This is a genomic window from Acidaminococcus sp., from assembly GCF_057597765.1.
The window spans coordinates 41,389-55,253 of sequence record NZ_DBMBXK010000002.1 but is presented as its reverse complement, the minus strand read 5'-3'; the positions used below and the strand labels follow the sequence as shown (position 1 = coordinate 55,253).

Genomic DNA, 13,865 nt, shown 5'->3' with positions numbered 1-13,865 from the left:
GGATGAAATTCGGACTTTTGGGACGGGTGCTGGGGCACAGTCTGTCTCCCCAGATCCATCAGGCTATTTTCCGGGCCCTGGGGACCGGGGATACCTATGGGCTGCTGGAACAGGAACCGGAAGAAGTCCCCTGCTTTGTCCGGGAGAACCCGGAGGGGCTCCGGGGCAGCAATGTGACTATTCCCTACAAAGAAACGGTAATCCCTTATCTGACCGCCATTGCCCCGGAAGCGGAAAAAATCGGGGCGGTGAACACCCTGTCCTTTACTCCGGACGGGGTGAAAGGGTACAATACCGATTACCTGGGCTTTGACCGGATGTTACAGGCCGCCGGCATCGGGCTGGAAGGCCGGGATGTGACGGTGCTGGGGAACGGAGGGGCCGCCAAGGCGGTCCTCCAGGTACTGGCGGACCGGAAAGCGGCCTCCATCCGGATCCTGGTCCGGGACAGGGAGAAAGCTGGTCAGGCCCTGGCTCATTTCCTGGCCCAGCGGCCGGACACCCGGCTGGAGACCTATGAGGAAGCCCTGGAGGGCAGTGAGGGAGGCCAGGTGATCATCAATACCACCCCGGTGGGCATGTATCCCAAGGTGGAGGCCAGTCCGGTACCGGCGGAATTCACCGGCCGGTTCGCCGCTGCCGTGGACATTATCTACAACCCGAAAGAAACCTGGTTCCTGGCCGATGGCCGGAAGGCGGGAGCCAAAACCTGCAACGGCCTGTACATGCTGGTGGCCCAGGCGGTGGCTTCGGAAGAAATCTGGCAGGGAAAGACCCTGGATCCGGCCCTGATCCCTGCCATCATGAAACAACTGGAGGCAACTTTTCATGGCTAATATTGTACTCATCGGCATGCCCGGCGCCGGCAAGACCACCATCGGCCGGAAACTCAGCAAGGCCCTGGGACGGCCGGTGCTGGATGCGGACGACAAGGTGGTGGAACAGACCGGACGCACCATCAAGGACCTGTTCCAGGAAGGGGAGGACGTGTTCCGCCAAGCGGAAACAGAGGCGGTGAAGACCCTGGCCGCTCTGGACGGGATTATCATTTCCTGCGGGGGAGGGGTGGTGAAGCGGCCGGAGAACATCGCTTACCTCCAGCAGAACGGGAAGATCTTCTTTTTGAACCGGGACCTGGCGGCCATTGCCGGCAGCGTGGACAAAGTGACCCGTCCTCTGCTGAATTCCGCCGAAGACCGGCTCACCCAGCTGTACAAAGAACGGCTGCCCCTCTACCTGAAATACGCCGACTACACCATCCCCGTAGACGAAGACTTCGACAAGACAACGAAGTACATCATCGAACTGGTGAGGAAGGCAGGGCTGTAAGGCCGACCAAAAAGGACCAGCCGCTCAGGCGGCCGGTCCTTTTTCAATATACACGCTTGTACTGGGAAACGCGGCGCTGGTGCCGGTTTCTTCCAGGAGCTTCATCAGTTCCAGGTTGATCCGTTCTTTGCTCTTCATGAATTTATCGTAGCTGGTGTGCCGGCAGTAGCAGACGATGCTGATGTCCAGGCTGCTGGCTCCCATTTCCGAAAAGGCCACGGTAATCCCTTCGTCCACAATGTCCGGGTCTTCCTGGAGAAATTCCCTGATTTTCCGGACCAGTTCCTCCATCTGCTCCCGGGTGCTGTCATAGGTGACCCCCAGGGTCATTTCCAGCCGGCGCATGTGCCGGTTGGTGAAATTCTGGATGGGGGTGCTGATAATGAGAGAATTGGGGATGTACACCAGAGCCTGGGTAAAGGTCCGCACATTGGTGCTCCGGAAGGAAATGGATTCCACGATGCCTTCCACATTGTTGCAGATGATCCAGTCTCCCACGTGGAAGGGCTGATCCATGAGGATCACCAGACAGGCGAAAATGTTGGCCAGGGAGTCCTTGGCCGCCAGGGATACTGCCAGGCCGCCGATGGACAGCCCGGCAATGAATCCGCTGATGTTGACCCCCCAGGTGCTCAGCACGGTGGCCAGAGCAAAAAACAGGATCAGGGCATGGAAGAAGGACGAAAACAGTCCGCTGATGGCCGGATCCAGCTTTTTGCCGGATTTGCTGAAAAAGTGGTCGAACAGGACGCTGGTGGTGGAACTGAAATTGTACAGGATCCAGTAAAAGGCAATCACCAGCAGGGAAGAAACCGTATTGGATACAAGGGCCGTCTGGGCCAGTCTCTCCCAGGGAGAATTGGCAAGGGCCGTATAGCCCCCGAAGACGGCAATGGCCATGCGCCCGGGCCGGTACACCGCGGCAGAAATGTTTTCATCTGCCGCAAAGGGCAGTTTGTCCAGGATGAACCGGATCACCCGGATGCTGACGATCCGGAAGCCGATGTAAAACAGGATGGTAACGGCCAGGATCACCAGGGCCGGTACCCAGGCCATGAAATCATTGTACAGGGTCATGAAAAAGCTCCTTTTGCAGCTGTTTTGTCCTCATTGTACCATTGGGCCGGCGGCCGGTGCAAGAATATGCTATAATGAAACCAGTTCGCAATATTTTGAGGGGGAAAACACCATGACATTACGTACAGATGCAGAGACCATCATGGAGGAGGCCATTAGGGCTTCGCTTCCTGATGCGGCGGTAGCAAAAGCTTTGGAACATAAGGAGTTCGGCAGGGGGAAAATCGTGGTGGTGGCCATTGGGAAGGCCGCCTGGCAGATGGCCAAAACGGCGGTGGGGATCCTGGACGGACGGATCTCCAGCGGGATCGTGATCACCAAATACGGCCACAGCAAGGGGGAACTGGCCCCTCTGGAAATCTGGGAAGCCGGCCATCCGGTGCCGGATGAGAACTCCCTGAAGGCTACCCAGCGGGCCATCGACCTGGTCAAGGATCTGACGGCGGAAGACACGGTGCTGTTTTTGATCAGCGGCGGGGGCTCGGCTCTTTTCGAAAAGCCTCTGATTTCCCTGAAGGAACTCCAGGACATTACCTCGGACCTGTTGGCCAGCGGGGCGGATATCGTATCCATGAACACGGTGCGGAAACGGCTGAGCTCTGTAAAGGGCGGGAAATTCGCCCGGCTCTGCGCTCCGGCCCAGGTGTATGCCATTGTGCTCAGCGACATCATCGGGGATCCCCTGGACATGATCGCCTCCGGGCCGGCCTATCCGGATTCCTCCACCTGTGAGGAAGCCCTGGAGGTGATCCGGAAGTTCAAAATCATGCTGCCGGCAGATGCGGAAAAGGCCCTGGGGGAAGAGACCCCCAAGACCCTGGACAATGTGGAAACGGTGATTACCGGCAGTGTGACGGAACTGGCGGCGGCAGGCCAGAAGGCGGCGGAAAAGCTGGGGTATGAGACCTGGCTTTTGACCACCAGCCTGAACTGCCAGGCCAAGGAGGCAGGCAGCTTCCTGGCGGCTATCGGACGGCAGTACGCAGCCAGCGGAAAGAAGCTGGCGGTGCTGGCCGGGGGAGAAACGGTGGTCCATCTCCACGGCCGGGGCAAGGGAGGACGGAACCAGGAAATCGCTCTTGCCGCCGCTGACGGCATTGCCGGCCTGGACAATGTGGCGGTGTTCTCCTTTGGCAGCGACGGCACCGACGGCCCCACCGACGCCGCCGGAGGCTACGGAGACGGAACCACCAAAGCCCGGCTGGCGGAAGAAGGCATTGCCATTTCCGATGTACTGGACAAAAACGACGCCTACCATGCCCTGGAAAAAACCAAGGGTCTCCTGATCACCGGAGCCACCGGGACCAATGTAAATGATCTGAGTGTGCTGTTGATCGGGTAAAGCTGTCAAAGGCATCTTTCGCCTTCAAAAAAATTTGCCTGCAAATTTTATCATTCGGCCATTGACGATTGACAATTGACCATTGACAAAAAGAGAGGGTGCTGCTCTGCAGCACCCTCTCTTTTACACCTAAAACGTAACAAAAACGGTTACTTATGTAAAATAAAACAAAAATGTTGATAAAATAACAAAACAAGAGTATGATAAGTGCGTACAATAATTTTTCGTTAGGGGAGTGGAGATTACGGATAAGGAAGTACTGAAACAAAAAGTGTTCAAGATGATTGATGATTCTGCTCAGGAGCTGCAGGCCTATGCAGCGGATGTGGCTTCGGAACCGGAATTCGGGTTCAAGGAATTCAAGACTTCCGCCAAACTGGCGGCCCAGTTCGACAAACTGGGGATCCCCTACCGGAAGGGAATGGCCATTACTGCTGTCAAAGGGGTCCTGAAAGGGGGCAAGCCCGGTCCCACCATCGCCATCCTGGGGGAACTGGATGCCATTGGCTGCCCGGAACATCCCAAAGCGGATCCGGATACCGGGGCTGCCCACGCCTGCGGCCACCACATGCAGCAGTCTTCCATGCTGGCCGCTGCCTACGGCCTTGCCAAAACCGGGGTCATGAAGGACCTGTGCGGGAATGTGGTGTTCTTCGGGGTCCCGGCGGAAGAATACGTCCAGATCGCCTACCGGAAAAAGCTCCGGAAAGAAGGGAAGCTCCATTTCCTCCATGGGAAAGGCGAACTGATCTATGAAGGGGAATTCGATGACATCGACATGGCCATGATGATCCATTCCCAGAAACGGACCCCCAAACCGGTGGTGGCCATCGGTACCAGCAGCAACGGGTTCATCGGCAAGACCATCCAGTATGTGGGGAAGGCCGCCCATGCCGCCGACGCTCCGGACCAGGGTATCAACGCCCTGAACGCCGCCATGCTGGGGATCATGGGGATCAATGCCCTCCGGGAAACCTTCCGGGATGACGATGCCATCCGGGTCCATCCCATCATTACCAAAGGGGGAGACCTGGTGAACAATGTGCCTGACGATGTGCGGATCGAAACCTATGTCCGGGCCAAATCCATGGACGCCATCGACCGGACCAACGCCAAGGTGGATGCGGCTCTCCGGGCGGGGGGCGCCGCTATCGGGGCCAAGGTGAACATCGACACCCTGCCCGGCCAGCTGCCTCTCATCTGCAACCCGGAAATGAATGAACTGTTCGTCCACAATGCCCAGGACGCCTTCCCGGAGGTGGAAATCACCAACGCCGGCCACTTCAGCGCCTCCACGGACATGGGGGATGTGTCCCATCTGATGCCCGCCATCCATCCCTTCATCGGCGGGGTGGACGGACTGCTCCACGGACCGGATTTCAAGGTGGTGGATTTCCATGCGGCGGCGCTCCTGCCCGGGAAAGCCTTTGCCGGCATGGTCATCGACCTTTTGAGCGATGATGCCAAGGAAGCCAAGAAGATCCTGGCCGATTTCAAGCCGGCGCTTACCAAAGAACAATACATTGCCAAACTGGATGGCTATTTCAGCGAGGAGGAACCCGACCATGATTAACTGGAAACTGCACATTACGGCCCTGGCCCTGGTGGTCATCGCCGAACTGATCGGTATCAAATCCTTCAATCTGGGCCCGGGGAAAGTGGTGTTTGTCCCCATGCTCTATGCCCTGATCCTGGGGATCCTGACCACTCCCAACTTCTTTAAACTGACCAAACAGAAGGACATGGAAGACGCAGGCTCCCTGGTGGGCATTACCCTGATGCTGCTTATGGCCCGGTATGGGACCCTGGTGGGGCCCACCCTGCCGAAAATCATCAGTGCCAGCCCGGCTTTGATCCTCCAGGAATTCGGGAACCTGGGGACGGTATTTTTGGGGGTTCCCCTGGCGGTGGCCTTCGGGCTGAAACGGGAGACCATCGGGGCCGCCCATTCCATCGCCCGGGAACCCAACGTGGCTCTCATCGGTGAAAAATACGGCCTGGATACTCCGGAAGGCCGGGGGGTCATGAGCGTGTACATTGCCGGTACCGTGTGCGGCACTGTGTTCTTCGGGATCATGGCTTCCTTCCTGGCAGCTTTAAAGATCTTCCATCCCTATTCCCTGGCCATGGCCTCCGGGGTGGGGAGCGCCAGCATGATGTCCGCTTCCCTGGGGACCCTGACGGTGATGTATCCGGAAATGGCTGACCAACTGGCCGCTTTCGCCACCGCCTCCAACATGCTTTCCGGTCTGGACGGGGTATACATGGCCGTGTTCCTGGCCCTGCCTTTGACGGAATGGCTCTACAAGAAATGCTGCATCATCAAATACGGTCATGTGCTGACCAAGGAGGAGGAAGGAAAATGAGATCGTTTACTTTGCCTGAAACCACGCTGGTCCTCATTATCACGGCTTTCCTGTCCCTGGTGGCCAATACCCTGTCCAGCAACATTCCCTTTATGGACGCAGTCCCCGGCATGGTGATCCTCATCGCCATTTCCCTGGCAGGGATCGTGGCCGCCCGGGTGATCCCCGGAGGGATCCCGGCGGTGGCCTACATTACCACCCTGGGCTGTATCCTGACCTATCCCGGGTTCCCGGGCTCTGAAGTGGTCAACATGTATATGAAGAAAGTGGGCTTCCTGGCCCTGTGTACCCCCATCCTGGCCTACGCGGGGATCTCCATCGGCAAGGACATGGACGCCTTCAAGAAAACCGGCTGGCGGATCGTGGTCCTGGCCTGCGTGATCTTCATCGGCACCTACGTAGGGTCCGCCGCCATCGCCGAAGTGATCCTGAAAGCGCTGGGACAGATTTAACTGGTTGTCACTGGTCTCTGGCCAATGGAAAGAATCCGTGGCTGACGGGTTCTTTCGAATAAAAAAGACGTTGCTTTTCTTTTAATCTGTTGCTTGTTGTGAGTTCTTCTGAAGAGCAAGGACAAGCCAAAGGCGCGTCCGAGCCAGCTTCATACAATGAAAGACAGCCGCAGCCCGGCTGCCTTTCTTTATCCAGTGACCAGTGACAAGAGGCCAGTGACAGGGGGGTGTGAATTTTTCACACCCCCCTTTTTCTCTTGACAAATATCCCCCAACAGAGTATGATATGACCATGAAAGAAGGATACCCTGGTAGGGTATAGAAAGAGAGGATCGGTTATGAAACAATATATAGTAACAGGCATGACCTGTGCTTCGTGCCAGGCCCATGTGGAAAAGGCGGTGGCCGGGGTTCCCGGGGTCACCGGGGTATCGGTTTCCCTCCTGACCAACAGCATGGGGGTGGAAGGGACCGCCTCCGATGGGGATATTATCAAGGCCGTGGAGGACGCAGGCTACGGGGCTTCCGTCAAAGGAGCCGCCCAGGCCAAACAGGGAGTGGCGGAAAAGCTGGCCGCCGATGAAGAAGCCCTGAAGGACCATGAGACGCCCCGGCTCCGCCGGCGGCTGGTTACCTCCCTGGGGTTCCTGTTCCTGCTCATGTACATCACCATGGGCCACAACATGCTGGGGTGGCCGGTGCCCGCTCTGCTGGACGGGAACCATCTGGGACTGATGCTTACCCAGATGCTCCTGGCCATTATCGTCATGTACATCAACAAGGACTTTTACACCAGCGGTTTCAAGACCCTGTTCCACGGGGCTCCCAATATGGATACCCTGGTGGCCCTGGGTTCTTCCGTTTCCTTCCTGTGGAGCCTGGCGGTGTTCTATGATATCACCTTCCTGACCGCCCACGGAACGCCCTTCGAAGAACTCCACCACATGTACATGCACGACCTGTACTTTGAAACCGCAGCCATGATCCCTTCCCTGATCACCCTGGGGAAGATGCTGGAAGCCATGAGCAAGGGCCGGACCACCGATGCCCTGAAAGGGCTCATGAAGCTGGCTCCCAAGACCGCTGTGCTGATCCGGGACGGGAAGGAAGTCACCGTCTCCATCGATGAAGTCCAGAAAGGGGACATTTTCGCCGTCCGTCCCGGAGAAAACATCCCGGTGGACGGGGTGGTGGTCAAGGGCAATTCCGCCGTCAACGAAAGCGCCCTGACCGGGGAAAGCCTGCCGGTGGACAAGAAGCCCGGAGACAAGGTTTCCACCGCCACCATCAACCAGTCCGGGTACCTGGAATGTGAAGCCACCCGGGTAGGGGAAGACACCACCCTGAGCCAGATCATCAAACTGGTCAGCGATGCGGCGGCCACAAAGGCTCCCATTGCCCGGATTGCCGATAAGGTTTCCGCCGTGTTCGTGCCGGCCATCATCAGCATCGCCCTGGTCACCACCCTCGGCTGGCTGATCGCCGGAGCTCCTCTGGGCTCCGCCATTGCCCGGGGCATCGCCGTGCTGGTCATCGCCTGCCCCTGCGCCCTGGGGCTTGCCACTCCTGTAGCCATTATGGTGGGCAGCGGGGTAGGGGCCAAGAACGGCATCCTGTTCAAGACCTCCTCTTCCCTGGAAAACGCCGGGAAAGTGGCAGTGGTGGCTCTGGACAAAACAGGGACCATTACCAAAGGCCAGCCCAAGGTAACCGATGTGGTGCCGGCGGAAGGCTATACCAAAGAAAGCCTGCTCCAGCTGGCCTATGACCTGGAACAGAAATCCGAACATCCCCTGGCCAAAGCCGTAGTGGAAGAAGCGGAAGCCAAAGGTCTCAGAGCAGACGTTGTGGATGATTTCCAGGCTCTGCCCGGGAACGGACTCCAGGTGATCCAGAAAGGGAAGAAACTCATTGGCGGAAGCCTGAGCTTTCTGAAGAGCCTGGGGGCCCTGGATGACGCCATGGAAGCCAAAGGAGCGGAACTGGCCGGTCAGGGCAAGACACCCCTGGTGTTCGCCAAAGACGGGAAGCTGGCCGGGATGATCGCCGTGGCTGACGTGATCAAGGAAGATTCCGCCAAGGCCATCAAGGAACTCCAGAACATGGGCATCGAAGTGGTCATGGTCACCGGGGACAACCAGCGGACTGCCGAAGCCATCGGCCGTCAGGCCGGGGTGGACAAAGTGGTGGCCGGGGTCCTGCCGGAAGGCAAGGAAACGGTGATCCGGGAACTCCAGAAAGCCGGAGGCCTGGTGGCCATGGTAGGGGACGGCATCAACGATGCGCCGGCTCTCACCCGGGCAGACATCGGTATCGCCATCGGTGCCGGAGCGGACGTGGCCATCGATTCTGCCGACATCGTGCTGATGAACAGCCGGCTCACGGACGTATCCGCAGCGGTGCGGCTGAGCCGGGGCACCGTGACCAACATCCACGAGAACCTGTTCTGGGCCTTCTTCTACAATGTCATCTGCATCCCTCTGGCAGCCGGGCTGTTCAGCTACAAGATGAACCCCATGGTGGGGGCGGCGGCCATGAGTATTTCCAGCTTCACCGTGTGCATGAATGCCCTGCGGCTGAACCTGTTCAAGCTCCATGATGCCAGCCATGACAAGAAACGGAAGAACCCGGCTGCGGCTGTGGTGGAAAAAGCGGACCTGGCGCCTCAGCCTGCTGCCTGCCCGGTACCAGCTGCAGACGGCACCACCGTGACTCTGAAAGTGAAGGGCATGATGTGCGCCCACTGCGAAGGCCGGGTAAAGAAAGCCCTGGAAGGCCTGGAAGGGGTCACCAGCGCCAAAGCCGACCACACCTCCGGCACCGTGGAAGTCACCGAAACCCGGAACGTCCCCGAAAACGACTTCAAAAGCGCCATCCTGAAGGCGGGGTATGAGTATGAGGGGAAGGAAGCATAAAGATGTCTGTTGACCATTGACAAAAGGGGCTGTTGCGCATGCGGCAGCCCCTTTTCCCTCTTGACGAAAATTCGTTAACAACGGTATAATGGTTAACGTAATACCCACTGATTAAAGGAGGATGTCTTTGACTTATGGCTTTGGAAAAAGGCGCAGTTGTTGATGGTATTGTCACCGGGATTACGAATTTTGGTGCTTTTGTGTCATTGCCCGAAAATAAGGTTGGTCTGATTCACATTTCTGAGGTTTCCAATGTCTTCGTCAAAGATGTACATGATTTCCTCAAGGTAAAGGATAAGGTTACCGTCAAGGTGGTTTCCATTGACGACAAGGGGAAAATCGGCCTGTCCCTGAAAGCCCTGATGCCTCCTGCTCCTGCACCGGAACGGAAACCGGCGGGAGAAAACAGACATTTTGAAAACAGACACTTCGAAAACAAACGGTTCGAAGGGAAGAAGCGGTTCGAGAGCAAACCCTTCCATGGAGCTCCCCGGGCCCAGGGTCCCATGAGCTTCGAGGACAAGCTTTCCCGGTTCCTGAAGGAAAGCGATGATCGTCTGCTGGATCTGAAACGGAATACGGAGTCCAAACGGGGCGGCCGTGGTGCTCGCAGAGGAGATTGATGAACACAAAAGGTACTTCCTCGGAAGTACCTTTTTTAATTAGAAGGTGAAAACGTTGAGTATTTTGGAAAACAGCCTGCGGCAGCTGGTGGCCCAGTCCCCCCTGTGGAAACCGGGGACGAAAGTCATCGCCGCCTTAAGCGGCGGAGCGGATTCCCTGTGCCTCACTGATGTGATGGCCTCCCAGGGAGAAGAAGACGGGGTGGATGTGCTGGCAGTTCATGTCCAGCACCATCTCCGGGGGGAGGAAGCGGAACAGGATGCCCGGCAGGCGGAAGAGTACTGCCGGAACCGGGGCCTGGCCTTCCGGCGGGTGGATGTGGATGTCCGGTCCCTGGCGGAAGGGGAAGGGCTTTCCCTGGAGGAGGCGGCCCGGAAGCTCCGGTATGGAGCCCTGGAAAAGGTCCGGCAGGAAACCGGTGCCGTTGCCATTTTCCTGGCCCATCATCAGGATGACCAGGCGGAAACCGTGCTCCTGAATCTGGTCCGGGGCGCCGGTACCCGGGGGATGCGGGGAATGCTGCCGGTAAGCGGATATCTGGCCCGTCCCTTTCTGGAAATCACCCGGCGGGATACGGAAGCCTACTGTGAGGAAATGGGCCTTGCCTGGTGTGAGGACAGTTCCAATGAGGACCAGAGCCTGAAGCGGAACTGGGTCCGGAAGACCCTGCTGCCCCTTCTGGAGACCCAGAATCCCCAGATTCGGAAGCAACTGGCCCAGGCGGCAGCTCTGGCTGCCAGTGATGAGGCCTATCTGGAAAAACTGGCCGGCCGTTACATCGGTGCCTATGGCCGGGAAGTGTTCGACACCTGGGATATCAAGGTGGAGAAGGATTTTGCCGCCCTGCCCCTGGCTCTCCAGAGCCGGGTGATCCGGATCCTGGTCCGTCGGGTGGGCGGAGCGGAAATGAGTTATGATCATGTCCGCAAAATATTGGAAATGATTGAACGGGGCGTGGGCAACAAGTCCCTGGATGTCCCCGGCGGTGTCCGGCTGATCTATCTGAACGGCCGGCTGATGGTGGGAAAAAACCAGCGGTCCCGGGAAGAAGAACGGGCCGCCAAGCTAGCACAAAAGGAGCGTCAGAGAAATGAACGAAAATCTTGAAAGAGTCCTGATTGATGAGAAAACCTTAAAAACCCGGATCGCTGAAATGGGCGCCCAGATCAGCAAGGATTATGCCGGAGAAGAACTGGTGGTCATCGGCCTTTTGAAGGGGGCTGCCTATTTCCTTACGGAACTGACCCAGCACATTACCGTGCCGGTGCGGATCGACTTCATCAAGGCTTCTTCCTACGGTTCCGGCACCAAATCTTCCGGCAAAGTGGACATCGACTATGATACCTCCCGGAACATCGCCGGCAAAAACGTGCTGCTTGTGGACGATGTGATCGACACCGGACTCACCCTGAAGGAAGTGGGAGAACTGTTCCGGAACCGGAACCCCAAGACCCTGAAAGTAGCAGCCATGCTGGACAAGAAGGAACGCCGGCTGGTGAAGGTGCTGCCGGACTATGCCGGGTTCGAGATTCCCGATGAATTCGTGGTGGGCTTCGGCCTGGATTACGACGAAGAATACCGGAACCTGCCCTATATCGGTATCCTGAAACGGTCCGTCTATGAAAAATAATTCCATGTCTGCCGGTCCTTCCCGGAATGGTTCAGACAGGAAAGGAGCTCTAGTGTGAGTAAGTTTATCCGTAATCTGGTATTTTACCTGCTCATTGTCATTGTAGGGGTCTGGATTTACGATTATTACAATGCCTCCAGCACTCTCAAGAACGAAATGAGCTACAGCAACTTCATCAAGGAAGTCCAGCAGGATGAAGTGAAGAGTGTAACCATTGTGGACAATTCGGTGATCAAAGGCAAGCTGAAAAACGGTGCCGACTTCACCACCATTGCGCCCCGGGATGACAAACTGGTGGACACCCTCCGGGCCCGGGATGTGGAAATCAAGGCGGAACTGCCGCCCCAGCCTTCCATGCTCAGCAATATCCTGACTTCTCTCCTGCCCATGGTGGTCATAGTGATCCTCTGGTTCTTCATGATGAACAACGCCCAGGGGGGCGGCAGCCGGGTCATGAGCTTCGGCAAGAGCAAGGCCAAGCTTTATGGGGACGGCAAGAGCCGGGTCACCTTCAAGGATGTAGCCGGGGCTGATGAAGCCAAACAGGAACTGGAAGAAGTGGTGGAATTCCTGAAGGCCCCCCAGAAGTACAACCAGCTGGGAGCCAAGATCCCCAAAGGGGTGCTGCTCTACGGACCTCCCGGTACCGGGAAGACCCTCCTGGCCAAAGCCGTGGCCGGGGAAGCGGGGGTGCCTTTCTTCAGCATCTCCGGATCTGACTTTGTGGAAATGTTCGTGGGGGTGGGGGCCTCCCGTGTCCGTGACCTGTTCGACCAGGCCAAGAAAAACGCTCCCTGCATTGTGTTCATCGACGAAATCGACGCCGTAGGCCGCCAGAGAGGCGCCGGCCTGGGCGGGGGCCATGATGAACGGGAACAGACCCTGAACCAGCTGCTGGTGGAAATGGACGGGTTCGGTGCCAACGAAGGGATCATCATGATCGCCGCCACCAACCGTCCGGATATCCTGGATCCGGCACTGCTGCGTCCGGGCCGGTTCGACCGGCAGATTGTGGTGGACAAGCCGGATATCCGGGGACGCCGGGCCATCCTCCGGGTCCACACCAAAGGCAAACCCATCGATCCTTCTGTGGATCTGGGAGTCATTGCCCGGCAGACCCCGGGCTTTACCGGGGCTGACCTGGCCAATCTGGTGAACGAAGGGGCCTTGCTGGCCGCCCGGCACAACCAGGTGACCATCACCATGAGCGACCTGGAAGAAGCCGCGGAACGGGTGATGATGGGTCCGGAACGGAAGAGCCGGGTGATCACCGACGAAGAGAAGAAGCTTACCGCCTACCATGAAGGGGGCCATACCCTGGTGGGGATGCTCCTGGACCATACGGATCCGGTGCACAAGGTAACCATCATCCCCAGAGGCCGTGCCGGTGGCTATACCCTGAGCCTGCCTACGGAAGACCGGTATTATGCCACCCGCAGTGAAATGCTGGATCAGCTGAAGGTGCTCCTGGGGGGCCGTGTGGCGGAAGCCCTGGTGCTCCATGAGATTTCCAGCGGGGCCAGCAGCGACCTCCAGCGGGCTACGGAACTGGCCCGGCGGATGACCTGCGAATACGGCATGAGCGATGTGCTGGGGGCTGTGACCTTCGGCCACCGGCAGGAACAGGTGTTCCTGGGCCGGGACATCGGTCGGCAGAACGACTACAGTGAAAAAGTGGCAGCCCAGATCGACGGGGAAATCCGCCGGTTCATCGACGAAGCCTACGAAGGCACCGTGAAGCTGCTCACCGACCATATGGACAAGCTGCACCTGATCGCCCAGAACCTGATGGAACGGGAGACCCTGGAAGGCCACGAGATCCAGGAACTGCTGAAATACGGCCATATCCTGGAAAAAGGCGAAGTGCCGCCTCAGGAAGAACCCAAGAAGCCCGCCGACGGTACCCCGGCCCCCATCGGACCGGTCCCAGCCGAAGAACCGGCCGAAGAACCCGTGATGGCGCCGGTACCGAAAGAAGTGCCTCAGGCGTAAAAAGGCTGTTGCCTTGGCAGCAGCCTGTCAACGGCCGCTGACCGCTGACTGTTGACTGCTGACAAGAAAGGGCTGTTGCTCAGGCAACAGCCCTTTATCCAAGCAATTGCGTTAACATACTTCTCCCAACAGGGAACG

12 protein-coding genes are annotated in these 13,865 nt (G+C 57.9%); 11 read left to right on the top strand and 1 reads right to left on the bottom strand.

Features of this window, described 5'->3' with window-relative positions:
• The first annotated feature begins 2 nt into the window (after positions 1 to 2).
• Together ACZOF8_RS01440 and ACZOF8_RS01435 are read left to right on the top strand one after the other, a co-directional pair.
• On the top strand, positions 3 to 836 hold the full coding sequence (locus ACZOF8_RS01440; protein WP_154488547.1) for a shikimate dehydrogenase family protein: 834 nt from the start codon (positions 3 to 5) through the stop codon (positions 834 to 836).
• Entirely contained in the window at positions 829 to 1,329 is a 501-nt protein-coding gene (locus ACZOF8_RS01435) for a shikimate kinase (protein ID WP_154488548.1), read from the top strand. Before ACZOF8_RS01440 ends, ACZOF8_RS01435 begins: the two co-directional genes overlap by 8 nt.
• 24 nt (positions 1,330 to 1,353) lie before the next feature.
• Here ACZOF8_RS01435 and ACZOF8_RS01430 read toward each other — a convergent pair whose 3' ends face one another.
• Positions 1,354 to 2,406 (bottom strand): mechanosensitive ion channel family protein, encoded by a 1,053-nt coding sequence (locus tag ACZOF8_RS01430; RefSeq protein WP_022487354.1) that lies wholly within the window; start codon positions 2,404 to 2,406, stop codon positions 1,354 to 1,356.
• A gap of 112 nt (positions 2,407 to 2,518) precedes the next feature.
• Between ACZOF8_RS01430 and ACZOF8_RS01425 the strand changes: the two genes are divergently transcribed.
• The 9 genes from ACZOF8_RS01425 (at position 2,519) to ftsH (ending at position 13,727) form a co-directional block, all read left to right on the top strand.
• A complete protein-coding gene (locus ACZOF8_RS01425; protein ID WP_022487353.1) occupies positions 2,519 to 3,748 on the top strand; it encodes a glycerate kinase type-2 family protein in 1,230 nt (409 codons plus the stop codon).
• 235 nt (positions 3,749 to 3,983) lie between these two features.
• The gene (locus tag ACZOF8_RS01420; protein WP_022487352.1) at positions 3,984 to 5,321 is read left to right on the top strand and encodes an amidohydrolase; all 1,338 of its coding nucleotides are present in this window, start codon (positions 3,984 to 3,986) and stop codon (positions 5,319 to 5,321) included.
• Positions 5,314 to 6,114, top strand: a complete 801-nt coding sequence (locus ACZOF8_RS01415; protein ID WP_022487351.1) for a DUF3100 domain-containing protein — start codon at positions 5,314 to 5,316, stop codon at positions 6,112 to 6,114. Before ACZOF8_RS01420 ends, ACZOF8_RS01415 begins: the two co-directional genes overlap by 8 nt.
• On the top strand, positions 6,111 to 6,566 hold the full coding sequence (locus tag ACZOF8_RS01410) for a hypothetical protein (RefSeq protein WP_022487350.1): 456 nt from the start codon (positions 6,111 to 6,113) through the stop codon (positions 6,564 to 6,566). The genes ACZOF8_RS01415 and ACZOF8_RS01410 overlap by 4 nt, the downstream gene beginning before the upstream one ends.
• A gap of 338 nt (positions 6,567 to 6,904) precedes the next feature.
• Positions 6,905 to 9,481 (top strand): heavy metal translocating P-type ATPase, encoded by a 2,577-nt coding sequence (locus tag ACZOF8_RS01405; RefSeq protein ID WP_022487349.1) that lies wholly within the window; start codon positions 6,905 to 6,907, stop codon positions 9,479 to 9,481.
• Positions 9,482 to 9,615: 134 nt separating this feature from the next.
• Positions 9,616 to 10,104 carry a S1 RNA-binding domain-containing protein gene (locus ACZOF8_RS01400; protein ID WP_022487348.1) on the top strand — a complete coding sequence of 163 codons (489 nt, stop codon included), beginning with the start codon at positions 9,616 to 9,618 and terminating at the stop codon, positions 10,102 to 10,104.
• Between the two features lie 55 nt (positions 10,105 to 10,159).
• A complete protein-coding gene (gene tilS, locus ACZOF8_RS01395; RefSeq protein ID WP_487426488.1) occupies positions 10,160 to 11,212 on the top strand; it encodes a tRNA lysidine(34) synthetase TilS in 1,053 nt (350 codons plus the stop codon).
• The gene (hpt, locus tag ACZOF8_RS01390) at positions 11,196 to 11,735 is read left to right on the top strand and encodes a hypoxanthine phosphoribosyltransferase (RefSeq protein WP_154488551.1); all 540 of its coding nucleotides are present in this window, start codon (positions 11,196 to 11,198) and stop codon (positions 11,733 to 11,735) included. The genes tilS and hpt overlap by 17 nt, the downstream gene beginning before the upstream one ends.
• A gap of 54 nt (positions 11,736 to 11,789) precedes the next feature.
• Complete coding sequence (gene ftsH / locus ACZOF8_RS01385) at positions 11,790 to 13,727, top strand: ATP-dependent zinc metalloprotease FtsH (RefSeq protein WP_487426487.1); 1,938 nt, start codon at positions 11,790 to 11,792, stop codon at positions 13,725 to 13,727.
• Positions 13,728 to 13,865: the final 138 nt, after the last annotated feature.

What these genes read in the sequence shown, in the direction of transcription:
- ACZOF8_RS01440 (WP_154488547.1), top strand. Translation starts at nt 3, where the DNA reads ATGAAATTCGGACTTTTGGGACGGGTGCTGGGGCACAGTCTGTCTCCC.
- ACZOF8_RS01435 (WP_154488548.1), top strand. Translation starts at nt 829, where the DNA reads ATGGCTAATATTGTACTCATCGGCATGCCCGGCGCCGGCAAGACCACC.
- ACZOF8_RS01430 (WP_022487354.1), bottom strand. Translation starts at nt 2,406, where the DNA reads ATGACCCTGTACAATGATTTCATGGCCTGGGTACCGGCCCTGGTGATC.
- ACZOF8_RS01425 (WP_022487353.1), top strand. Translation starts at nt 2,519, where the DNA reads ATGACATTACGTACAGATGCAGAGACCATCATGGAGGAGGCCATTAGG.
- ACZOF8_RS01415 (WP_022487351.1), top strand. Translation starts at nt 5,314, where the DNA reads ATGATTAACTGGAAACTGCACATTACGGCCCTGGCCCTGGTGGTCATC.
- ACZOF8_RS01410 (WP_022487350.1), top strand. Translation starts at nt 6,111, where the DNA reads ATGAGATCGTTTACTTTGCCTGAAACCACGCTGGTCCTCATTATCACG.
- ACZOF8_RS01405 (WP_022487349.1), top strand. Translation starts at nt 6,905, where the DNA reads ATGAAACAATATATAGTAACAGGCATGACCTGTGCTTCGTGCCAGGCC.
- ACZOF8_RS01400 (WP_022487348.1), top strand. Translation starts at nt 9,616, where the DNA reads ATGGCTTTGGAAAAAGGCGCAGTTGTTGATGGTATTGTCACCGGGATT.
- hpt (WP_154488551.1), top strand. Translation starts at nt 11,196, where the DNA reads ATGAACGAAAATCTTGAAAGAGTCCTGATTGATGAGAAAACCTTAAAA.